Raw genomic sequence first — 21,855 nt, 5'->3', positions numbered from 1 at the left:
TATCAGCATGCGGCCTGCGCGGACATAGGCGAAGGAGGACCTCGACTCGAAGTGCGAGGCCGAATTTCCTACATGCGTTCTGTCTCTGGATGACTGTGGACGAACCCGTCCCCGGACTCCCTCGCTCCGGCGAGCACTACGGCAGCCGCGGGGCGGTCGGTGCGAGAGCATCGATGCCGCCGGTGGAATTACCGGTACGCCGAAGTTCGTCGTGCACCTGCCTGATGTGCTCGGCTCGCCCCGGACACGTCCCCGTGGTGGCGAGCGCCGCGGTCGCGGCCGCGATACCCAGACGCACCGCGTCGGCCAGCTCGTACCCGCGGGCCAGGCCCACTGTGACGCCGCCGACCATCGCGTCTCCGGCGCCGATCCCGCTACGAACCCGCGCGGGCACGGCCGCGAACCACTCCTGTGAGTCCTGCGTCACCAGGAGCGCTCCGTCGGCTCCGAGGGACAGCAGCACGATCTCTGTCATTCCAGCGGCGATCAGGCGGCGGGCCTGTGCCAGCTGTTCGGCGCGGTCGATCAGCGGATGCCCGGCGTAGTCGCCGAGTTCCCGCACGCTCGGCTTGATCAGATGGACGCCCCGGTGCACATTGCGCAAAGCGATACCGGACGTATCCAGCAACACACGCACATCCAGATCGCCGACGAGGTCGGTGAGGATTTGATAGAAGTCCGGGGACACACCCGGCGGAAGCGTTCCGCTGGCCACGAGGTACTCCGCGCCGCTCGCCGCACGTTCGACCTCGGCCAGGCAGCGATGTTGTTCCGGATCGGTGAGCCGAGGGCCGGGAAAGACCAACCGATATTGCTCGCCGCTCGAGGTCTCGGTGACCGACATGCTTTCCCTGGTGGATTCGGCCACGGGCACCGGCCGTGGCGGCACCCCGGTATCGCGTACCAACTGCTCGAGCAGCCGGCCGGGCGGGCCGCCCGCAGGGAACACCGCCGTCACCTCGACTCCCAATGCGGCCACTGTGCGCGCGACGTTGATGCCACCGCCACCTGGGTCGTAGCGTGGTGTCGCACAGCGCATTTTGTCCGTCGGTACGACTCTCGCGACCCGGGTCGCGACATCGATCGCGGGATTCATCGTCAGTGTCACGATTCGGCCCACCGAAAGCCTCCTCGATCGTCCTTTCGCGACAGCCCACTGTGTGCCCGATCCTGTCCGCGGGAACATACCGCTGTCGGTACCGATTACTCTGCCCGTTCGCAATCGGGCCGGAGCAGAGTCGGCCGCCCCTCGGGCGCTGGACTTAGGTCCTCAGGCCGAACTCGGCACGGGCTTGTCGGCTGCGGGAGCCAGCGTGAACAAAGCTTCGTCCTCCTGTGCGAAATGCAAGGTGAGGATGGCATCCAATCCGTAGAGCGAGGCGCGCAGGTCATCGAGCTGATCCGCTCTGATTCCGTGCGGCGCGTCATCGAGATGACGGCCGATACGGCGAATCAGACGTTCGATTTCGGTGTGCTCACGACTCATGGTCACCATCGCCTCCGGATCGCGGAGGTAGCCGGTCAACGCTGGGTACAGTTCCGACTCCTCGGCGTGCTCGTGCGGCAGTATGTCCTGCACCAACAGTTCGAACGCGTGGCGGACCGCGGCGTCGGCATCCGGTCCTGGACCGGTCGACAACGCGTCGGCCGCCTGCCGGACGGACGCGCGCGCGGCATGCAGCCTTTCGTGCTCCCGGGTGAAGCGTGCCACCAGCGGCTCGATCGCCTCGGTCGGGCGTCTCCGGGGCATTCGCAGGGCGCGTAACGCGTTCAAGATCACCACGACATCGATGCCCTCCTGCAGGAGCGCGCCTGCCGCGGGCACCAGCAGTCCGAAAGCGGCGGCGATCATCGCCGCCAGCGACATCGCCATCCCAGCGGCCGCACTCTGTACCGCAAGGCGATGTGATCGCTGGGCGATCTCCACCGCATCGGCAAGCCGGTCGATGCGGTCGTCCACGATCACCGCGTCGGCGGCTTGCACCGCCGCCGTGGACCCGCGCGAGCCCAGAGCCACACCCACGTCGGCGGCCGCCAGCGCGGGTGCGTCGTTCACCCCGTCGCCGACCATCACCGTCACACCGTTGTGTCGTTCCGCTCGGATCGCTGCGATCTTGTCGGCCGGGTCGGCGTCCGCGACGACTTCGGTGAGCCCGAGCAGACGTGCCACCTCGGCCGCGTTGTCGACTCGGTCGCCGGTGAGCATGAGCAGTCTTCGCAAACCCGCCGATCGCAATCTGCGCATCGTGCGCCCAGCATCTACGCGGATACGGTCACGTAGCAGCAGTGCGCCCACAGGTTCCTGCTCGACACACACCCACACGACGGCGGCCAGATCCAACCGTGCCCGCCGCAGCGCCGCCAACGCCCACGGCGCCGGCTCCGTTCGGGCGGGAAGCCGCCCGACCCGCACCGCGCGACCGTCTACGATCCCGGTCGCACCCTGTCCCGGTTCTTCTGAAACATGCTGTGCGAGGGCAGGTTTCAAGCCGCGGTGCGCCGCTGCGGCGACCACTGCACGTGCGAGCACATGCGGCGAGAATTGCTCCACCGCCGCCGCCTGGCGCAGCACCTGCTCGGCGTCGGCGTCGGGCGCGGTGACGATATCGAGCACCTCCGGCCGTCCCACCGTCACAGTGCCGGTCTTGTCCATCGCCAGGCACCGTGCCCGGCCGAGCGCCTCGAGCGCGGCGCCGTCTTTCACCACCACACCCGCCCGCGCCGTTCGCGACATTCCGGCCGTGATCGCGACCGGCACCGCCAGCAGCAGCGGACACGGCGTCGCTGTGACGACCACCGCCACCGCTCGCACCGGATCTCCCGTAGCGAGCCAGGCCGCGCCCGCGATGGTGAGCGCCAGCGGAAGGAACCACACCGCGACCCGATCGGCGAGTCGCGCTGTCGGTGCGGCAGCGGCGGCCGCCTGCCGCGCCAACGTCACGATCCCGGCGTAGGTGCTCGCCTCCACCGTCGCCGCGGCTCGGATGTCGACAGCCGCGCCCGCGTTGACCACACCGCTGCGGACCTCGGTGCTCGCGCGCCGCACCACCGGGACCGACTCGCCGGTCAGCGCTGATTCGTCGAAAACGCCCGCCGTGGCGAGGATGCCGTCGACCGGCACCGTCTCACCCGGCAGCACGACCACGAGGTCCCCGGGTGAGATCGCTGTCGCGGCCACGGTCTCCACGTCGTCGCCACGACGGCGATGTGCCTGTGCCGGGGCCCGCCGCAACAGCGCCGACAGATCGCGTCCGGCGCGGCGACCCGCGTACGCCTCCAGCACCCGCCCGGTCGCCACCATGAGCGCGATCAGCGCACCGGCGAAGTATTCCTCGACGATCAATGCGCCGGCCAGCGCTATCAATGCGAGCAGGTCCGCGCCGTAGCGTCCTCTTCGCAGATCCTGCAGCACCCACACTGTCGCCGGAACGAGCGCCGCCACCGTAGCCGCCGACCACATCAGATCAGCGGCCTGCGCATTGAACAAAGCCACCGCCGATCCGCCGACGACCAGCACGGCTATCACACAGGTCAGGGCGAGCAGACGGATCATCCGGGTATGCCCCGACCGCGACTCGCCGTCTGTCGCTCCAGCGACTTCCTGTGGGTGGTTCGACAGATCTCGCACGAACTACCTCCGATCCCGCCGCGCTTGCGCCGACTCCGCACCCGCCACGGGCCGGAGAAGACGCCGTGATTTTCGGAGGTCGCCGCCCGCGCAGCAGCCATGTGGTGTCCAGCCTGCGCAACGACCGCGAGATACGACAGATCCGCGGGTCGGTGAACAGATGGCAAATGGTCCCGAGCCGATTGGACGAACGACCTTCGCGCCATCGACGCCCACGGCACGGCCCGGGCGGTAGGCCATTGGACCCTAGGCACAGGAGGTTGCCACGGACGACCCTGAAGCTCGACTCGTCTAGCAGAGGGAGCCGTCATGCTCGATGTCTCGGCCCTACGCGTCGCCCTGCGAACCACCCACGAATCGTTCGCGCAACTTCGCGAGACGCACACCGGGCTCGTGCTGCTGTGCGGCGACCGTGCCTACAAGGCGAAGAAACCGATCGTCACCGACTTCCTCGACTTCGGCACGCCGGAGAACCGCGAGCGGGCTTGCGCCCGCGAACTCGAGTTGAATCAACGTCTCGCGCCCGACGTCTATCTGGGGCTGGCGCATTTGACCGACCCGGAGGGTGGCGCCGCGGAGCCGGTCATCGTGATGCGCCGGATGCCGGACGCGTTACGCCTGTCCACCATGCTCGCGGCCCCGACCCGCCAGACGGCCGGGCTGCGCGCGCTGGCGGAGACTCTCGCGCGTTTCCACGCAGGGGCACGGCGCGGCGCCGACATCGACCGAGCCGGCACACCGGAGCAGCTGCGACGGCGCTGGGACGCCCTGTTCCAGCCGCTACGCGAACGTCCACAGGGGACGATCGATCCCGGCGCGCTCGGTCGCGCCGTGCACCTGGCGACGCGCTTCGTCGACGGCCGCACCGCCTTGCTGACGCAGCGCATCGCCGACAACCGCATCGTCGACGGTCACGGGGATCTCCTCGCCGAGGACATCTTCGTCCTGCCCGACGGCTTCCGAATCCTCGACTGCTTGGATTTCGATGACCGACTGCGCTGCGTCGACGGTCTCGACGACGCCGCATTCCTGGCGATGGATCTCGAATTCCTGGGTCACCCAGCGAAAGCCGACGCCTTCTTACACGACTACCTGCGCGCCGCGCGCGATTCGCCGCCGCCGTCGCTTCGGCATCACTACATCGCCTATCGGGCGACGGTCCGCGCGAAAACAGACGGAATCCGGGCCGATCAGGGCGATCCGGAAGCGGCGGGGCGCGTCCGGCGACATCTCGCCCTCGCTGTCGAGCATCTCGAACAGGGCGCCGTACGTCTCGCGCTGGTCGGCGGCCTGCCCGGCACCGGGAAATCCACGGTGACTGCCCGTTTGGCGGCCGAGACCGACGCCGTCGCGATCTCCAGCGACAGTGTCCGCGCCGCTTTGCGCGCCACAGGATCCATCGCCGGCGCCGCGGGAGTCTTCGGCGCGGGCGCCTATCGGCCCGCCGCGAAGGAATTGGTGTATTCGCGGATGCTCGCCCAGGCCAGGGACCTGTTGGAGCACGGCGTCTCGGTGATTCTCGATGCCAGCTGGACCGACGCGAACCAGCGCGCCCGAGCCGCCACCGTGGCCGAGGAGACGCGCAGCGATCTGGTGTCGCTGCGGTGCGCCTGCCCACGAACACTCGCGGCCGAGCGGATCGGTGCCAGGCCCAAGAGCGACTCGGAGGCCACACCCGCGATCGCGGACGCCTTGGCCGCCGCGGCAGCGCCGTGGCCCGAGGCCATCGAACTCGACACCGCACAACCGATCGAGAGATCGATCATGACGGCGCTGAAGGTCTGGAGCGACGTGACGGACCCAGTGCCGACCTCCATCGGGCGCGGGTGAGCCACCCCACCGCACCGGAGGTCGTACGCCGCGGATCGAGAAAACCGCCCTGGCGACTCGACTGCCTCGGCCGAAGGACGAAGGGCCTCCGGATAGGGGTCTTCGTCATCGGTCGCCGTCGAGGGAAACTCGGCAGACTGAGTGAACCACTGGCCCGCCGACACCGCGTAGGACATCGGCCGTACCGGTCTCGCGGCGGGGCCAGATCCGGAGTGGGTAACCGCTCCACCTGATACGCAGTGGACGAAGGCAGCAGCTGATGGACTCCCGCGAAATCCACATGTCGCAGTCGGATCTGTTCTCCTGGAACATGGAACGCGATCCGGTCCTGCGCTCCACGATCGTGTCGGCCCTGATCCTCGATTCCGAACCGGACTGGGACCGCCTACTGCAAACGATGGATCGCGGCACCCGTGTGGTGCCCAGGCTGCGGCATCGGCTGATCGCCGCACCACTCGGCCTCGCCCCGCCACGGTGGGTGCTCGACCCGGATTTCGATCTGTCGTGGCATGTGCGTCGATCCGCGTTACCGGAACCGGCGAGTCCGGCCGAGGTACTCGAATTCGTGCGTACGGAGGCCATGACCGGTTTCGATCCGGCCCGCCCGCTGTGGCGCTCGACGTTGCTCAGCGGTTCGGCCGGCGCGGGCTGCGCCCTGGTGCTGACGGTGCACCACAGTCTCACCGATGGCATCGGCGGCATCCAGATCGCTACGGCGCTGCTCGACTTCGACCGCGCGGGCACCGACCGCGGGCATCCATCCGAACCGCGGGGCGACCCGGAGAGCGCGCTGCGCGACATAGTCTCGTGGAACGTCGCGGTCGGCTCGGATCTCGTTGTGAGCGGGGTCCGTTCGACGCCGCCCACGATCCGGCGAGCACTCGCCGATCCAGCGCGGGCGGTGCGCGAAGGCACCGCGCTGGCCGGCTCGCTGGTCCGGTTGGCCCGGCCCATCACCACGACGCTGTCGCCCGTGATGACAAGGCGAAGTCTTGGTCGCCGGGTAGCGGTCCTCGACGTGCCGCTCGAACGATTGCGCGGTGCGGCACGGGCAGCGGGCTGCACGTTGAACGATGCTTTCCTCACCGCCGTGGCGATCGGTTTGCGCACGTACCACCGCCACCACGGGGCGAAGCTCGACCAGCTACGGGTGACGATGCCGATCAGCCTGCGCACCCCCGACGACCCGCTCGGTGGCAACCGCATCACCCTCGCCCGTTTCGCGCTACCGGTCGATCTCGACGAAACCGGGGAACTCATGCGCGCCGTCGACGCCGCGGTCGCGGCTTGGCGGCGAGAACCGGCGATTCCGCTGTCGGGCGCCGTCGCGGCCGTGCTGAACCGATTGCCCGCCCGGCTGCTCACCGGACTGCTCAAACACGTCGATTTCGTCGCTTCCAACGTCCCCGGCTCCCCTGTGCCCCTCTACATCGCCGGGGCGCGGATCGACCGGATGTATTCCTTCGGCCCCACCATCGGTACGGCCGTCAACGTCACGCTGACCTCGCATGCCGGGATCTGCTATGTCGGGATCAACGCCGATACGGCCGCGGTCCCGGATACCGACACGTTGACCGAGTGTCTCGCCACCGGCTTCGCCACGGTGCTCGAGCTCGGCACCGAGCGCGCGGCGGTACCCGGCCCCGAATCGCGAGAAGACGTGGACTCGCAGCCGTCGTATCCAGCCTTCCGACACCGGTAGGGCCCCACAGAGCGGGACTTCAGCCCCGCTGCCACGACTACCGCAGCGCACGCTCATGGCGAGAGGAATTCAGAGGAGGCTTCGATGAAACGCCACCTCCGAGCCGCATCCGCCTCGCGCCAGGTCGGCGGTGAGATCCGGCGGCTCACCGCCGTCCTGGACCGCCTCCGCGACGGGGCGGCACCGTTGTGACCGGCCTGGCCGAAGCCGAACCCGGTCTGCGGGTCGATCCGACCGAGCGGATCGACCTGTTGCTGCGCGATCTGCGTGGCAGCCGCCGCGGGCTCACCACACGCGAGGCCGAGCGACGCCTCATCCATTACGGACCGAACATGCTGCGGAGGCGGGGCCGCCGGACCTGGCCACGGGACCTGGCTCGTCAATTCACCCACCCGCTCGCGCTGTTGCTGTGGGCAGCGGCGGTTCTGGCCGGGGCGGTCGGCATCGTTCCGGTCGCGCTCGCGATCGTGGTCGTCATCATGATCAACGCCGCGTTCGCGTTCGCGCAGGAAAGGCATGCCGAGCAGGCGGTGGAGGCACTGGCGGCGTATCTACCGATGCGAGCACGAGTGGTGCGGGACGGGCAGGTCGCCGAGGTCGAGGCGACCGGCGTCGTGCCAGGCGACGTACTGGTCATCGCCGAGGGCGACCGAATCTGCGCGGACGCGCGGCTGCTCGACGGCGGCATCGAGGTGGATCTGTCCGAACTGACCGGCGAGTCGATGCCCGTCTACCGCAGCGCCGACACCGTCGACGCCGGAGTGCCGCTGGCGCAGGCCCGCGAACTGGTCTTCAGCGGCACATCCTGCACCGAGGGCGAGGCACGCGCGATCGTCTTCGCCACCGGCATGCACACCGAACTCGGCCGCATCGCGGCCCTGTCCGAACGCGTCGAGCGCGACGAGAGCCCGCTCGAACATCAAGTGCGCCGCGTGGCCTGGTTGATCGCGCTGATCTCCGTGCTGCTCGCGGCGGCGTTCATTCCGCTCGCGATGCTCGGCGCCGGACTGTCCCCGATCAATTCCGTGGTCTTCGCCGTGGGGCTCCTCGTGGGCAACGTCCCCGAGGGTCTGCTGCCGGTGATCACCCTCGCGTTGGCGATCGGCGTGCGCGATCTCGCCCGCCGCGGCGCGGTCGTCAAACGCCTCAGCGCCGTGGAGACCCTCGGCTCCACCGATGTGATCTGCACCGACAAGACCGGAACCCTCACCGAGAACCGCATGCGAGTAGTCGCCATCGACACCGTCACTGGAGCGCACACCCCTGACGCACGGTCCGGAAAGCGGGATCTCACCCTGACCCGCATCGCGAAAGCGATGGTCGCCTGCAACAACGCTCGTCTCGCCGATACCGGCCCCGCCGTCGGCGACCCCACCGAGGTGGCGCTGTTGGCCGCGGCCTCGGAGTTGGGTGAGCAGGTGCGCACCGACGAGCGAGAGCGTCTGCGGCAACGCCTGTTTCACTTCGACCCGGTGCGGAAACGCATGTCGACCGTCGACGCGGACGACACCGGTCGGCTGCGGGTGCACGCGAAGGGAGCCCCGGAGTCGCTGCTGCCGCTGTGCACCGCCGAGCTCGGCAGCGACGGCGGCATCCGTCCGTTGAATGCGCCGCGCCGCGACCAGCTCGCCGAACTCGTCGATTCCCGCGCGCAGCAAGGTCTGCGGATGCTGGCCGTGGCCGAGCGTGATGTCGCCGGTTCCACGGCACCGCGGGATCGGGAACTCGCCGAGAGAGATCTGGTCCTGCTCGGTGTGGTCGCCATGGAGGACCCGCCTCGGCGCGAGGTCGCCGAGGCCGTGCGACTGTGCCACGACGCCGGCATCCGCATCGTCGTCATCACGGGTGATCACGGGCTGACCGCTGCGGCGGTCGCCGATCAGATCGGCATCACGCGGGGAACGCCGACCGTGATCACCGGCGCGGAACTGGAGCGGATGAGCGAAGCGGATCTCGACGAGCTGCTGGCGGGCCCGGCCGAACTGGTCTTCGCCCGCTCCTCGCCCGAGGCCAAACTGCGCATCGCGGACGCGCTGCGTGCGGCGGGCCATGTCGTCGCCATGACCGGAGACGGCGTCAACGACGCGCCCGCGCTACGGCGCGCGGATATCGGGGTGGCGATGGGTCGTTCCGGTACCGACGTGGCTCGCGAGGCGGCCACCATGGTGCTCACCGACGACAACTTCGCCACCATCACCGCGGCCATCCAGGCCGGTAGACGGGTCTACGACAACATTCGCAAGTTCATCTGCTACATCTTCGCCCACACCACGCCCGAGGTGACTCCGCTGCTGGTGTTCGCGCTCTCCGGCGGCGCGGTACCGCTGCCTCTGACCGTGATGCAGCTGCTGGCCTTCGACGTCGGCACCGAGACACTCCCCGCGCTGGCGCTCGGACGAGAAGCGGCCGAGCCCGGCCTGATGCGCAGACCACCACGCGAACGCGGTGAGTCGGTGATCCGCACACCGATGCTGCTGCGCGCGTGGCTGTTCCTCGGGGTGATCGCGGCGATACTCGCCATGACCGGCTTCTTCTTCGTGCTGCTGCACGGCGGTTGGCACCCGGGCGATCCGACCGGCCCCGGTACCCCGCTGCACCACACCTATCAGCAGGCGACCACGATGACCTTTTTCGGCATGGTCGCCGGCCAGATCGGCACCGCGTTCGCCGCACGCACCGATCGTGCCTCACTGCACTCCATCGGCGTACTGTCCAACCGCTTGCTGCTGTGGGGAATCGTCTTCGAACTCGCCCTCGCCGCGGTGATCATCTACGTCCCGGTGATGCAACGTTTGCTCGGGACCGCCGCATTGACCCCTGCGATGCTCGCGTTCACCTTGCCGTACCCGTTCATCGTCTGGGGCGCCGACGAGATCCGCCGCTGGTTACTGCGCCGCCGCCGGCAATGACCATGGTCCCCCGGCCCAGGGCACGAGTCCTCTCACCCAGCTCGGCGCCCGCGAGCAGAATTTTCGGCATGGACCAGGACCAACACCGCATCGCCGTCGTCTACGCGACCGAACAGGGATCGACCCGCGACATCGCCGAATTCATCGGCACCGAGCTGTCGAGTCGCGACGCGATCGTCCAACTCGCCGATATCGACCACGCGCCCGACCTGTCCAACTTCGACACCCTCGTCCTCGGCAGCGCAGTCCACAACATGAAGCTCCTGCCTGCCGTCGCCGACTACGCACACGCCCACCACGACGAGCTGGCGAAAAAGGACGTCTGGCTGTTCAGCGTCGGGCTCGCACCGGCACTGCGCGGACCGATCGGACGCCGACTCGGCCGGATCGTCCCGAAGAAGATCGCCGCCCTGCGCGACGACATCGACGCGCGCGACTATCGGGCGTTCGCCGGACGGTACGACAGCGACGGCATCTCGCTGCGAACCCGGATGCTCTACCGGCTGCTCGGCAAAGGCCGCTACGGGGATCTCCGCGACTGGGCAACGGTCCGCTCCTGGACAGACACCATCGCCAGAAGCCTCCGGCTGCCGCCCGCCCGCTCCACCACCATCACTCCGTGAGCTGCCACAGTCCGATCGGAGCCGTTATGGGCGACTACGTAACCGACCTCGGTGACCTGCGGCTGACGGACGCAGACCGCGTCGGCGGCAAGGGCGCGAATCTCGGGGAGCTGGTGGCGGCGCACCTGCCGGTGCCACCCGGGTACGTGATCCTCAAATCCTGCTACGAAGAGGTGATCATCCACGGGCCGCACGGTGCCGAACTCGACGCCTTGCACGCCGAGGCGCTGCAAGCGGCATCGGAGGGCACTCGCTCCGACGACACGCGACTCGACGAACTGTGCACCCGTATGCGCACACTCGTGCACCGCACACCGATGGCGGCGGGAGTGCACGACGCCGTGCTGACCGCCTACCACCGGCTCGGCGATTCCGTTTCGGTCGCGGTGCGCTCATCCGCCGTCGGCGAAGACAGCGCGACCGCCTCCTTCGCGGGAATGAACCTGTCGCGAACCAATATTCGCGGCGACGACCGGCTGATGGATGCCGTCGTCGACTGCTGGGCATCCCTGTTCACCCCGCGCGTACTCACCTACCGCGCCCGCCGCGAGATGCACGAACGACCGGATATCGCGGTGGTGGTGCAACGTATGGTCGCCGCCCGCAGGTCGGGCGTCGCCTTCACCGCCGACCCCGCGACCGGCCGCCGCGATCGCGTGGTCATCGAGGCAGCGCGCGGCCAAGGCGAAGTCGTGGTCTCCGGAGCGACCGAGCCCGACACTTACATGCTCGACGCCAAGGGGCCCACGCTGATCGCCGCGCGCACCGGCCACCAGGGATTCGCCGTCGTGCCCGGGCCCGACGGTGACCAGCGGATCCAGCTGACCGACGAGGAGGCCGCGGCTCAGGTACTCAGCGAAGACGAGGCCTTGACGGTAGCCCGGACGGCCTTGCAGGTACAGCAGCTGCACGGTGGCATCCCGCAGGATGTCGAATGGGCATTCGACGACGAGCGGCTGTGGCTGGTGCAGGCCCGGCCCATCACCACGCTGGCCGGCCGCGCGGATACCGGAACTCCGGCGCATGCACCAGCCCCCACCCAGGTCCTGTTACGAGGTCTTGCCGCCGCACCCGGCCGAGCCAGCGGCGCCGTCCGGATCTTGCGCTCGCCGTCGGAGGGCTCGACACTGCGGGTCGGCGAGGTACTCGTCGCCGCCATGACCAATCCGGATTGGCTACCGACCATTTCGCGAGCATCGGCCCTGGTCACCGATAGCGGCGGGATGACATGCCATGCCGCGATCGTCGCCCGCGAACTCGGCGTGCCATGCGTGGTCGGCACCCGCACGGCAACCACCACCCTCACCGAAGGCGCCGTCGTGACCGTCGACGGGTCCGCGGGTCAGGTGCACGCCGGGCGATCGGAACCGGTGCACACCGCGCCCAGGCCGTCGGAGCCGACCGCCCCGGCGGAACCGACCGCGACCCGCGTCTACGTCAATCTCGCTCTACCGGATGCCGCCGAACGAGTCGCGGCCACCGATGTCGACGGTGTCGGGTTGCTGCGCGCGGAAACGCTGATCACGCAGGCCCTCGACGGACGCCACCCCCGGGATCTGATCGCCCGCGGCGAGCAGGACGCCTTCGTCGAACGGCTGTCGGCGCCCTTGCACCGGATCGCAGCGGCATTCGCCCCGCGGCCGGTGATCTATCGCGCGACCGATCTACGGAGCAATGAATTCCGTGACCTCGCCGGCGGGACACGCTATGAACCCGACGAACGCAATCCGATGATCGGGTACCGCGGTTGCTACCGCTATATCCGCGAACCCGAGGTCTTCGCGCTCGAACTCACCGCCCTGGCCCTCGTCCGCGAGAAAACGCCGAATCTGCACTTGATGATCCCGTTCGTGCGCACCCGCTGGGAGCTGGAGGCCTGCCTCGACCTCGTCGACACCAGCCCGCTGGGCAACCAGCGTGGACTACACCGCTGGGTGATGGCCGAGGTGCCCTCGGTGGTGCACTGGCTCCCCGAATACGTAGGGCTGGGCATCGACGGCGTCTCGATCGGTAGCAACGACCTCACTCAGCTCATGCTCGGCGTCGACCGCGACTCCGCTACCTGCGCCGAGTTGTTCGACGAATCCGACCCCGCCGTACTCGACGCGATCGGCAGGATCGTCGAGACGGCGCGACGGCTGAAGATCACGGCCTCGCTGTGTGGGCAGGCCCCCTCGACACGCCCCGAATTCGCCGAACACCTGGTACGGATGGGCATCACCTCGATTTCGGTGACGCCGGACGCGGTGCCCGCGGCCCGTCGGGCGATCGCCGCCGCCGAACGGCGCGTGCTACTCGAGCAAGCGCTCTCGGTGCGAAACGACGCCCGCGTCAGCTCTGACGCACCACGATGACGGGGCACTCCGCCGTATGCAGCAACGCCGCGCTGGTGGAACCGAGCAGCATGCCGGGGAACCCGCCGCGGCCGTGGCTACCCACCACGAGTAATTGGGCCTCGTCCGATTGATCGACGAGAGAACGAACCGGCCGGTCACGCACCAGCACACGCCGCACCGGCACCTCCGGGTAGCGCTCGCCGAATCCGGCGAGATTCTCGGCGAGCAACGCGTCCTCCCGTTCCCCCACCGCATCCCAGCCGGGCACGAGATCGATACCGCTCGAATCGCTCCACGCGTGCAGCGCGATCAGCCCGACCTTACGGCGCGCGGCCTCCTCGAAGGCGACTTCGATGGCGGGCACGCTGTTGTCGGTTCCGTCCACCCCGACCAGCACGGGCTTTCCCGCGGAGAAGGCGTCGGTCGCCGAAGTCGAGCGCACGACCGCCACCGGACAGTGTGCGTGCCGCGTCACCGCCGTGCTCACCGAGCCGAGCAACTCGCGCCGATACGCACCGAGCCCGCGGCTGCCGACGACGAGCATTCTCGCGTGCTCGGACCGGGCCAGTAGGTCCGGGATGATCGGCTCGAGCGTCGACTCGGTACTGATCGCCAGCGCCTCCCCCGATGCCGTGGTCCTGGCGACGCGGGCAGCCTCGGTGAGCACCCGTTCCCCGTCCTTGCGCAGCCATTCCATATCGGATTCGGTCAGTGTGGCGCCGAGGCCGAACCCGGGCGGCACAGCGACGGACGTCACGATGTGCAGTCGGGAACGATGCAGCGCGGCGTCGGCCGCGGCCCACGCCGCAGCGTGATACGAGCTGGCCGAACCATCGACGGCGACGACGATCGGCCGATCCGGCGGTTCCACGTGCGCGGTCGAGTTCTCCGTCATGGCGCTCTCCTCGATCCCAGGTCCGTCATTCCATGTCCGTTCCGATCGGTCCGCTCAGACGCCGCCATTCGGCCGCCAAGCGAGCGCCACGCATTCGGTCGAGCAACCGTGCGGTAGATGAAGCCGAAACCATCGCACCGAAACACATTCCGACAAAGGTGACCGAGCCGAGCGCGACTCCGGCCCACAGCGCGTCCGAGTACGGCCGCGGCGGTGTGGTTGTCTTCCCGGCCGAATCGAACCACACCGTGACGTGGCTGCCGGGTTCCGCCGCGCCGGGGACCGGGACGGTCGCGCTGCCTTCGCGGCCGTCCCGGCTCCACCGCACCGGCGCTTGGAACCGTGCCCGTGCGTCGTCCTGTCCAGCGACTGTCAGCACCGGTTCCGGTGCGCCTGCCACCGTCGCCGTCACGGCCACCTTGGCGGAGTTCTCCACTCGGATCCGCTCCGCGGCCTTCGTGCTGCCTGCCGTGCCCGCGACAACGGCGAGCGGCACGGCGATCAGCACTGCCATCGCGGCGAACAGCCGCACCAGTGCCTCCCACCGGTCCGAAGCGCGCATCAGTGGATTGCCGTTCCACGGCCGCCATCGCCACAGGCGAACCGTCCGCGACGGATACCGCGCCACCTTGGATCACCCCTCCGGGGCACGCCTCGTCATGAACCAGAACGATCCAGCGGATGCACCACCTCGTCGAGCGGGCGGCGCGGCGTGGGCGGGACCGGATCCGCGCTCGGAACCGCCCAACCGATCCGCACGATCATCTGCGGATGCGCGCTGTCGTCGAGAACGTGGGCACGGATGCGTTCCCTGGTGTCGGCCAACTCCATCGGCTCCGTCAACGGGCAAGTGGCCAGCCCGAGCGACGTGGCGGTCAACAGCACCGCGCTCGTGGCCTCACCGGCCCGCAGCTGGGACAACCGATCGTCACTGCTGGTGCTCAGCAGGATCATCCGGTCGGCGGCATCGATGTCACGCACCACCGCCTGCGGCAATCCCGGGTTCGAGAACGGACGCACCGTTGGGTCGGCCTCGGTCGCCACCGCGTTGCGCGCCGGCACCCCTTGCGGCGCCGCGTGCCTGCCGCTCCACTGGGCGAGTTCGGCGCCGTAGGAGACGTCACGGGCGTGCTGCCAGGCCGCCTGTTCGAACGCTCGCAGCAACTGGGTCCGCGCCGGTTCGGCCTCGACATCGCGCACGAGCACTCCGGTCGCCACCCCGGCGGCGACGATGGCCTCGATATGCGCGGACGGCACCTCCCACGAGCTGAAGCGGCGGCGATCCGTGCTGCGTTTGCCGATGGCGCGCGCCAACTCGACGTGTTCGGGCGTGCATGTGGTCGGACGGAATTCCACGGCGGCGAGATGCTCGGGCGCGGCAGGGTTCGGTAGCCGATGGATCACCGTCTCCCACCCCTCCGCGCGAGCGGCGACGCGCAGATGATGCAACGCCGCACCGCAACTCAGCAGCAGGTCACGTCCATCAGGGTCCGTGTGCGGGAGCCTTCGGCTCTCGTCGGCGTACAGGTGGACGGTCTCGCGTCCCAGCCGCCACTGCCAGGGCTGGGTGTTGTGCACCGATGGCGCACGAGATGCCAGCGCCAACGCGGATCGCAGTGTCTCGGAATCGGGGTGTGTTCTCGGCATCGCTTGCCTCTCATCGAGATTCGTCCGGCAGGCGCGAAACCGGATCCGCGGCCGCGCCACCGTCCAGCACGAACTCCGAGCCGGTCCGGCAGGTGGCCTCGGTGACCAGGAACCGGTGGGCCCGCTTTCGCCTGGATTCAGCATCGCGCGAACCCGTCGCGCAGGTGACGGCCGAAGGTCACCGAACAGCGGGCACTCTGGCACGTCACCGGCTGCCGAGAACTTGGGCGTACGGCGTCGTGGGCCTACCACTCAGCACTGAAGAGGACCTATGTCCTTGAGCGCGACTGCCAACGTCCATCGCCGCATCGATGCGCCGCGGACCATACTCGGTAGTGCGCGGCTCACCCAGGTCGAGCGCATCGTGCGCCCTCCGGCAGCGCCGAGGAGGACCGATCATGCGGGAATTCGGACTGCCGGCTCTGTACCAAGTGCCCGCCGAGGCGAACCTCACCGACTTGATCGAACGTAACGCCGAGCGGTACCCCGATCTGACCGTCATCTCCCGCAAGGTAGGCGGCCGCTGGCAGGATGTGACCGCCGCCCAGTTCCGCGCCGCGGCGTGGGCGACGGCGAAAGGACTGATCGCCAACGGCATCCAGGCAGGCGATCGCGTGGCCATCATGTCCCGCACGCGGTACGAGTGGACGTTGGTGGACTTCGCGATCTGGTACGCGGGCGCGATTTCGGTCCCCGTCTATGAAACTTCCTCGTCCGAACAAGTGCAGTGGATCGTGTCCGACTCCGGCGCGTCCGCCATCGTCACAGAGACCGATCACCACACGGCCGTGGTCGCCGCAGTACGCGACCAATTGCCGAAATTGACGCACAGCTGGCAGATCGAGGCCGACGCCATAGCGAACCTGACGGCGGAGGGCGCACGGATCAGCGACGCCACCGTCGTGGAGCGGCGGACCGCCGTAGCGGCCGACGCGCCTGCGACGATCGTGTACACCTCCGGTACCACCGGCCGCCCGAAAGGGTGTCAGCTGACCCACGGCAACTTCCTCGCCGAACTCGGCAACATCACCGCCCGGATGCCGACGCTGTTCCGCACCGGAGAGTCTTCGGTGCTGTTGTTTCTGCCGCTGGCACATGTGCTCGGCCGAATCGCCGAAGTCGCGGCGGCCTACGTCCCGGTCGACATCGCGAACGTCAGCGATGTCAAAGATGTCACCGCCGAACTCGGCGCATTCCGGCCGACGTTGATCCTGGGCGTGCCACGAGTCTTCGAGAAGGTGTACAACACCGCACGCGCTCGAGCCGAACTCGCCCACCGCGAGCGCGTCTTCGATCTGGCAGCCACGACCGCCATCGACTACGGCCGGGCCCGGGGCGCCGGGCACATACCGCTCCCGCTGCGGATCCGGCATGCGCTGTTCGACCGGCTGGTCTACCGGCGGCTGCGCGCCGCGCTGGGCGGCCGCGCCACGCACGCCATATCCGGCGGCGCGCCGCTCGGCGAACGCCTCGGCAACTTCTACCGTGGAGTGGGATTCACCGTGCTGGAGGGCTACGGGCTGACCGAGACATGCGCGGCCGCCACGTTCAATCCGGACGACCGGCCGAAGATAGGCACGGTCGGCCAACCGCTCCCGGGCTCCTCGGTCCGGATCGATGAGGACGGCGAGATCCTGTTGCGCGGAGCGAACGTGTTCACCGGGTATTGGAACAATCCGCGTGCCACCGCCGAGTCGTTCCGCGACGGTTGGTTCGCCACAGGCGACCTCGGCACTCTCGATGACGACGGGTACCTCACCATCATCGGGCGCAAAAAGGAGATCATCGTGACCGCCGCCGGTAAGAACGTGGCTCCCGCGGTGATCGAAGACCGCATCCGCGCCCACGCCATCATCGGTGAGGTGATCGTCGTAGGCGACGGCAAACCGTTCGTCGGTTGCCTGGTGACCATCGACGATGAGCACTTTCCCCTGTGGAAACAGCTGCATGACAAACCCCAGGACGCCAGTGTCGACGATCTCGCCGCGGACCCCGATCTACTGGCCGCTGTCCAGGCCGCTGTCGACGACGGCAACCGAGCCGTGTCCCGCGCCGAGGCCGTCCGCAAATTCCGCCTGCTGCACACCCAGCTGACCGAGGACAACGGATATGTCACCCCATCGTTGAAGCTCAAACGCAACCTCGTACTCCGCGACTTCGCCGCAGAGGTCAGCGCGATATACAGCGAGTGATCGCGGACTGACGCAACACCCGCTCCGACTTCTCGCCAGAGGTAAACTTTGGTTTGCTCGTAGGTGTCCAAATGGTGAACGCAACGGAGTGACCCATGAAGATTTCCGAAGGCGTGGTGGACATGATCGCCCGGACGGCCGGCGCGACAACGGCTGCGGCAGGCGCCGTGGGCGGCGCCGCTGTCAACGGTGTGATCGGCGGCATCCAAGGTGCCGCGATCGGCGTGAAGAAGGGGCTCGGCAGCGGCAGCCACTCGACACCGGCGGCGGCACTGACTTTGGTGGCGATCGGCGCCACGGGTCTGGTGGACTGGCCGGTGCTGCTGGGTGTCGGCGGCGCTACCTTGGTGGTTCAGAAGCTCGGGCAGCGATCGGGCAGGCTGCCGCCGCCCGAGGCCGGTGATCGCGCCGGGCGCCCCGAGCCGCACGCGCAGAGCGGCCAGTCCGCCCGTCGAGACGACGAGCGTGCGATTCCCGCGCCGGAGAGCGCGGGCCGGGCGCAGCGCTCGCCGAGCATGCATTAGTCGTCGCACGTGGACCTGCGGTACGCCCCGGTGGGTCGGCGCCAGGCGTTGTCGACCGCCGTCGCCGACATGCCCCCGTGGCTGTTCGCCGCGGGCGGTCGGCAACGTGGTGATCAGTCGACGATCTCGACGACCCCGAGGCGCCACAGCACTGCGTACAGCTCACGCAACGGCACGGCCAGAACCTGCGTCAGCGCGCCCGTCAGCTGATCCGAGCCGCCGCCTGCACCATTTGTCATCACACTGGACACCGTGCGGATGCCAGGCATCGACCTATCCAACACACTCTTACCGGAAGGTAAAAAATGGCCGAAAAATCGCATACCGGCCACCGGAATGCCGTAGATCGCGTGCTGGCCGCGCAGGGTTTCGCGGTGGAACTGCCGGTAGTGGGCCGGGTCCGCATCCCTCGACCCGAACAGTTGGCGTACTACGGTGCACTCGGTGCGCTGGCTGCGGCGGAGATCATCGAATGGCCCGTTGCGGTGGTCCTCGCGGCCGGTCACTGGCTGGCGCAGGACCAGCACAATCGCGTCGCTCACCAAATCGGCGAAGCCCTTGAAGAGGCCTAGATCCAGCGCTCGGGCCCGGGGCTGTCCGGTCGAGCGTGGCGTACGGCACTAACGTGGCCCGGCGGCTTCGGCTATGAGTGTGTTGGCCCTCGACCCCGGATTCTCCTTGAAGGCCGAGAGTGCAGGAAGAGGGCGCCAATCGGCGTCGAAGAGGGCGTGGGCGCGGAAGTAGTCGACGGACCGCTCGACGCTGTCGTCGATGAAACATGCTCCCCACCAGAACAGTCCGCATCCTGTCGACAGGTCTCCAATGGTTCGCAGAGCGGATCTGAGGTATTCGTGCTGCCCGCGCGCGTCGAAGGAGAACTCCCGCTCGATGTCGGTGTAGGTACGGTCGTTCCCCGCGATCGGTCTGAAGGGATACGCCGTCTCGCCGATCAACACGCTCTTGTGCGGTCGCGATGCGCAGAGGGATTCGATTCGGCGCAGCCGCGAAATCGTAGCGTTGTGATGTGCCAGTGGATAGAACGACAGCGACACGGCGTCGTAGTCGACGTCGAAATGGTCCGCGTACCGCAACCACCACTCGGCGCCCTCGACGTCGGCGCCGCGGTCGAGATGAACAGAGATGAGGGTGGAATCGGCGGTTTCCCGCACGCCCATCGTCGCCGCGCGCAAGAGCTCGGACAGAATCACCCATTGATCGGCTGAATTCCAGTCGCTCTCGACGCCGTCTTCCGGGTGTAGCCGCGCGCCGCTGCGTGGATCCTGTCCCGGCTCCGCCCACAACATCCCGTTGGTGATTTCGTTGCCGACTTGCACCATGGCCGGCTGGATGTCATGACGGCGGAACTCGGTGAGGGTGTGTGCGGTGTAGCGGCGAACTTCCTCGATCAGCGTCCGGATCGGCAGCGATGCCCACGCCCGTGGCTTGCACTGTTTACCCGGATCCGCCCAGGTGTCGGAATAGTGCAGAGTGAGACATATCGCGAGTCCGGCGGATCGAGCGGCCTGAGCCAAGCCGATGGCGTGCTCGAGGTTCATCGGCGAGTTGTCGTCGACCCATACGCTCAGGCGAACGCTGTTCACTCCGTGGTCGGCGAGTGTCGTCGCGACCTCGTACGCGCGCCCACCCGGGCAGTGCGACAAGTCGACTCCGTGAAAGAAGTCGGTGACGTGCCGGGATGGTCGTCGTGCGGCGAAATCGCCAGTGTGCCGGGCCGGCTCGGCTCGAATGTTCGTGTAGCCGCCCGATCCGTATCCTCCGTCGGCGAAGTCCAGCCCGAGAAGCAGCCGACAGTAGAATCTGGCTCTGGGATGGCGGCTGTTCCCGATACTGGATTCCGCTCCGGTATGGCGTACGACATCGGGAACGAGGCGGTAGGCGTCGAGCCGCACATGCGCCGCGGCCGGATTGATGGGCAGTTTCCAGAAGTAAGGGAACGCATCGTGTCGTTGTACGGACTCCGCATGGGCGTACATCTGGAAGTCGAGCGGATCCTTGAGTGGAGTCATGATCTGCAGGAGCTTGACCGCACCCGCGAGTCCGACGAGATACCCCTCGGTACCGGCCCCGCCGATCAGGTCAGCGTAGGAGAACCTGCCGCTGGTCGAACGAATCCGGCCCGGTGTGGCCCTGCTGCTCAGAAAGACGAGATCACAGTCCGGAGGGAGTCCCCACTCGTCGACGTCGTGGGGTAGCGGAGAGATCAGCTCGGCGTCGTCCTCGAGCACGATCGCCCACGGAATCCTGTGGTCGACGATATGGCGCCAGAGCCTGATATGACTGATCCCGCAGGCAGCCTCCAGCGACGCCCAGCGGCCGAAGTCCTGGACAACTTCGCCCTGCTCCGGATGATCGAAATCCAGCGTCCGCCCGTCGGTGGCAGGCCACCGCTCGAAGATCATCCCGTGGCGCGCCAAATTCTCGCAGATCACGGTCAGTCGCTCGGTGTCACGATCGAGATTGACGACAAATGTTCGCATACATTCCCCCGGCAAACTTGCGCGCGCTTCCAGCGCAGCGTGCTTCCTGGTCCGCTTTCCGGGCGAACCATCCTTCGATGCGGCCGACGCCGTGTCGATCCAAAGGGACGGTCCGCCGGATACTTACGGAGACCAACGATAATTTCGGTGCTCCAAGGCGGATATACGAAGAACTTCGTATACCGTTCTCAGCTCGAGCCGATCTCCGGGAACCGGTGCTGCACAATGCTGGAATGGACGCTGTGCCAGGGGGAGACGCCAAACGCATCCACGATCTCGCGTTGCAGATCATCACCGAGAAGGAGCCGGTGCGGGTCTGGCCGCTGCTGATGGAACGCTTGACCGCCGATCTACCGTGCGACTTGGCGGTTCTCATCGACCTGAACTGGCGGGCAGGAACCGGCCATGCGCTCACCGGATCGCCGGACTGGCTCCACGAGGCACCGCTCGACGCACTGATCCACGCGCATATGCGGTCTCACCCCCTGCTTCGGCATTATGCGCTGACGCGAGACAAAACCCCGCTGACGATGGACGAGGTAGCCGACGATCGCTGGTGGAAGGGTGAGGCATACCGGGCAGGAAAGGATGCCATCGGCATCGACCGCCAGCTGGCGTTGCCGTTGAGTTCCGAACCCGGCCGGATCCGCGGCGTCATCATGAGCCGCAGCGGTGGCGGGTTCAGCGACCGGGATCTCGAATACGCCGTGCTCGCCAGGTCGCTGCTCGACACGGTCGAAGCGCACGAGGCGGCAGCCTTCGCACACCACACGATGCGCGCGGATCCCGCGGAGTACAAGATCACTCCCCGGGAGTCGGCGGTGCTCGCGCTCCTGTGCGACGGCCTTACCGCGCATGCCATCGGCACCCGACTCGGGATCAAGGCGGCGACGGTGACGAAACATACCGAGAACCTCTACCGCAAGCTCGGTGTGCACGATCGCATCGCAGCGCTGCGAAAGGCCCAAGCCCTCTCCCTCATTCCCCCTACGCCCGGACAGCGGCGATAGCGGTAGGACACCCTTCGAAGGCCCTCGCGGCCATACGGGTCACTTTCTCTCGCGGGCTCGG

16 protein-coding genes are annotated in these 21,855 nt (G+C 68.0%); 9 read left to right on the top strand and 7 right to left on the bottom strand.

Going from position 1 to position 21,855, the window contains the following annotated elements:
• Nucleotides 1–136: 136 nt before the first annotated feature.
• A complete protein-coding gene (locus tag ACFV2O_RS14975) occupies nucleotides 137–1,120 on the bottom strand; it encodes a 1-phosphofructokinase family hexose kinase (RefSeq protein WP_379252223.1) in 984 nt (327 codons plus the stop codon).
• Between the two features lie 150 nt (nucleotides 1,121–1,270).
• Nucleotides 1,271–3,553, bottom strand: a complete 2,283-nt coding sequence (locus ACFV2O_RS14970; RefSeq protein WP_379252222.1) for a heavy metal translocating P-type ATPase — start codon at nucleotides 3,551–3,553, stop codon at nucleotides 1,271–1,273.
• 384 nt (nucleotides 3,554–3,937) lie between these two features.
• Here ACFV2O_RS14970 and ACFV2O_RS14965 point away from each other — a divergent pair, with 384 nt between their 5' ends.
• The 5 genes from ACFV2O_RS14965 (at nucleotide 3,938) to ppsA (ending at nucleotide 13,046) form a co-directional block, all read left to right on the top strand.
• Nucleotides 3,938–5,458 carry an AAA family ATPase gene (locus ACFV2O_RS14965; protein WP_379252221.1) on the top strand — a complete coding sequence of 507 codons (1,521 nt, stop codon included), beginning with the start codon at nucleotides 3,938–3,940 and terminating at the stop codon, nucleotides 5,456–5,458.
• A gap of 259 nt (nucleotides 5,459–5,717) precedes the next feature.
• The gene (locus ACFV2O_RS14960; protein WP_379252220.1) at nucleotides 5,718–7,160 is read left to right on the top strand and encodes a wax ester/triacylglycerol synthase domain-containing protein; all 1,443 of its coding nucleotides are present in this window, start codon (nucleotides 5,718–5,720) and stop codon (nucleotides 7,158–7,160) included.
• Between the two features lie 188 nt (nucleotides 7,161–7,348).
• Nucleotides 7,349–10,069 (top strand): cation-translocating P-type ATPase, encoded by a 2,721-nt coding sequence (locus ACFV2O_RS14955; RefSeq protein WP_379252219.1) that lies wholly within the window; start codon nucleotides 7,349–7,351, stop codon nucleotides 10,067–10,069.
• 68 nt (nucleotides 10,070–10,137) lie between these two features.
• Nucleotides 10,138–10,692: a flavodoxin domain-containing protein gene (locus ACFV2O_RS14950; protein ID WP_379252218.1), complete on the top strand. Its 555-nt coding sequence runs from the start codon at nucleotides 10,138–10,140 to the stop codon at nucleotides 10,690–10,692.
• A gap of 26 nt (nucleotides 10,693–10,718) precedes the next feature.
• Nucleotides 10,719–13,046, top strand: a complete 2,328-nt coding sequence (gene ppsA / locus ACFV2O_RS14945; protein WP_379252216.1) for a phosphoenolpyruvate synthase — start codon at nucleotides 10,719–10,721, stop codon at nucleotides 13,044–13,046.
• Here the strand turns inward: ppsA and ACFV2O_RS14940 are convergent.
• From ACFV2O_RS14940 to ACFV2O_RS14930, 3 genes are all read right to left on the bottom strand, one after another.
• Nucleotides 13,024–13,923, bottom strand: coding sequence for a universal stress protein (locus tag ACFV2O_RS14940; RefSeq protein ID WP_364425278.1), 900 nt, complete (start codon nucleotides 13,921–13,923; stop codon nucleotides 13,024–13,026). The genes ppsA and ACFV2O_RS14940 overlap by 23 nt on opposite strands.
• Nucleotides 13,924–13,948: 25 nt before the next feature.
• The gene (locus tag ACFV2O_RS14935; protein WP_379252215.1) at nucleotides 13,949–14,485 is read right to left on the bottom strand and encodes a hypothetical protein; all 537 of its coding nucleotides are present in this window, start codon (nucleotides 14,483–14,485) and stop codon (nucleotides 13,949–13,951) included.
• A gap of 95 nt (nucleotides 14,486–14,580) precedes the next feature.
• Nucleotides 14,581–15,570: an Acg family FMN-binding oxidoreductase gene (locus tag ACFV2O_RS14930; protein ID WP_364425274.1), complete on the bottom strand. Its 990-nt coding sequence runs from the start codon at nucleotides 15,568–15,570 to the stop codon at nucleotides 14,581–14,583.
• Nucleotides 15,571–15,968: 398 nt separating this feature from the next.
• Between ACFV2O_RS14930 and ACFV2O_RS14925 the strand changes: the two genes are divergently transcribed.
• Nucleotides 15,969–17,762: an AMP-dependent synthetase/ligase gene (locus ACFV2O_RS14925; RefSeq protein WP_379252214.1), complete on the top strand. Its 1,794-nt coding sequence runs from the start codon at nucleotides 15,969–15,971 to the stop codon at nucleotides 17,760–17,762.
• Nucleotides 17,763–17,857: 95 nt separating this feature from the next.
• Nucleotides 17,858–18,286 (top strand): hypothetical protein, encoded by a 429-nt coding sequence (locus ACFV2O_RS14920; RefSeq protein ID WP_379252213.1) that lies wholly within the window; start codon nucleotides 17,858–17,860, stop codon nucleotides 18,284–18,286.
• Between the two features lie 113 nt (nucleotides 18,287–18,399).
• Here the strand turns inward: ACFV2O_RS14920 and ACFV2O_RS14915 are convergent, their stop codons facing one another.
• Nucleotides 18,400–18,525, bottom strand: coding sequence for an Rv1535 domain-containing protein (locus ACFV2O_RS14915; RefSeq protein WP_364425270.1), 126 nt, complete (start codon nucleotides 18,523–18,525; stop codon nucleotides 18,400–18,402).
• A 66-nt stretch (nucleotides 18,526–18,591) separates the two neighbouring features.
• Here ACFV2O_RS14915 and ACFV2O_RS14910 point away from each other — a divergent pair, with 66 nt between their 5' ends.
• Nucleotides 18,592–18,858: a hypothetical protein gene (locus tag ACFV2O_RS14910; protein ID WP_355078183.1), complete on the top strand. Its 267-nt coding sequence runs from the start codon at nucleotides 18,592–18,594 to the stop codon at nucleotides 18,856–18,858.
• 48 nt (nucleotides 18,859–18,906) lie between these two features.
• Here ACFV2O_RS14910 and ACFV2O_RS14905 read toward each other — a convergent pair whose 3' ends face one another.
• Nucleotides 18,907–20,784, bottom strand: coding sequence for a glycosyl hydrolase 53 family protein (locus ACFV2O_RS14905; RefSeq protein ID WP_379252212.1), 1,878 nt, complete (start codon nucleotides 20,782–20,784; stop codon nucleotides 18,907–18,909).
• Between the two features lie 233 nt (nucleotides 20,785–21,017).
• On the opposite strand from ACFV2O_RS14905, the gene ACFV2O_RS14900 reads away from it, so the two are divergent.
• Nucleotides 21,018–21,794 carry a response regulator transcription factor gene (locus ACFV2O_RS14900; protein ID WP_379252211.1) on the top strand — a complete coding sequence of 259 codons (777 nt, stop codon included), beginning with the start codon at nucleotides 21,018–21,020 and terminating at the stop codon, nucleotides 21,792–21,794.
• Nucleotides 21,795–21,855: the final 61 nt, after the last annotated feature.

Source organism: Nocardia sp. NPDC059691, from assembly GCF_042733915.1.
In the GTDB taxonomy this organism is placed as follows: Bacteria; Actinomycetota; Actinomycetes; order Mycobacteriales; family Mycobacteriaceae; genus Nocardia; species Nocardia sichangensis.
The sequence above is the reverse complement of the archived record's forward strand: the minus strand, read 5'-3'. Positions and strand labels throughout refer to the sequence as shown.

Coding starts and splice junctions, on each gene's coding strand:
- ACFV2O_RS14970 (WP_379252222.1), bottom strand. CDS start 3,553: ATGATCCGTCTGCTCGCCCTGACCTGTGTGATAGCCGTGCTGGTCGTC.
- ACFV2O_RS14965 (WP_379252221.1), top strand. CDS start 3,938: ATGCTCGATGTCTCGGCCCTACGCGTCGCCCTGCGAACCACCCACGAA.
- ACFV2O_RS14960 (WP_379252220.1), top strand. CDS start 5,718: ATGGACTCCCGCGAAATCCACATGTCGCAGTCGGATCTGTTCTCCTGG.
- ACFV2O_RS14950 (WP_379252218.1), top strand. CDS start 10,138: ATGGACCAGGACCAACACCGCATCGCCGTCGTCTACGCGACCGAACAG.
- ppsA (WP_379252216.1), top strand. CDS start 10,719: ATGGGCGACTACGTAACCGACCTCGGTGACCTGCGGCTGACGGACGCA.
- ACFV2O_RS14940 (WP_364425278.1), bottom strand. CDS start 13,923: ATGACGGAGAACTCGACCGCGCACGTGGAACCGCCGGATCGGCCGATC.
- ACFV2O_RS14935 (WP_379252215.1), bottom strand. CDS start 14,485: ATGCGCGCTTCGGACCGGTGGGAGGCACTGGTGCGGCTGTTCGCCGCG.
- ACFV2O_RS14930 (WP_364425274.1), bottom strand. CDS start 15,570: ATGCCGAGAACACACCCCGATTCCGAGACACTGCGATCCGCGTTGGCG.
- ACFV2O_RS14925 (WP_379252214.1), top strand. CDS start 15,969: ATGCGGGAATTCGGACTGCCGGCTCTGTACCAAGTGCCCGCCGAGGCG.
- ACFV2O_RS14920 (WP_379252213.1), top strand. CDS start 17,858: ATGAAGATTTCCGAAGGCGTGGTGGACATGATCGCCCGGACGGCCGGC.
- ACFV2O_RS14915 (WP_364425270.1), bottom strand. CDS start 18,525: ATGACAAATGGTGCAGGCGGCGGCTCGGATCAGCTGACGGGCGCGCTG.
- ACFV2O_RS14910 (WP_355078183.1), top strand. CDS start 18,592: ATGGCCGAAAAATCGCATACCGGCCACCGGAATGCCGTAGATCGCGTG.
- ACFV2O_RS14905 (WP_379252212.1), bottom strand. CDS start 20,784: ATGCGAACATTTGTCGTCAATCTCGATCGTGACACCGAGCGACTGACC.
- ACFV2O_RS14900 (WP_379252211.1), top strand. CDS start 21,018: ATGGACGCTGTGCCAGGGGGAGACGCCAAACGCATCCACGATCTCGCG.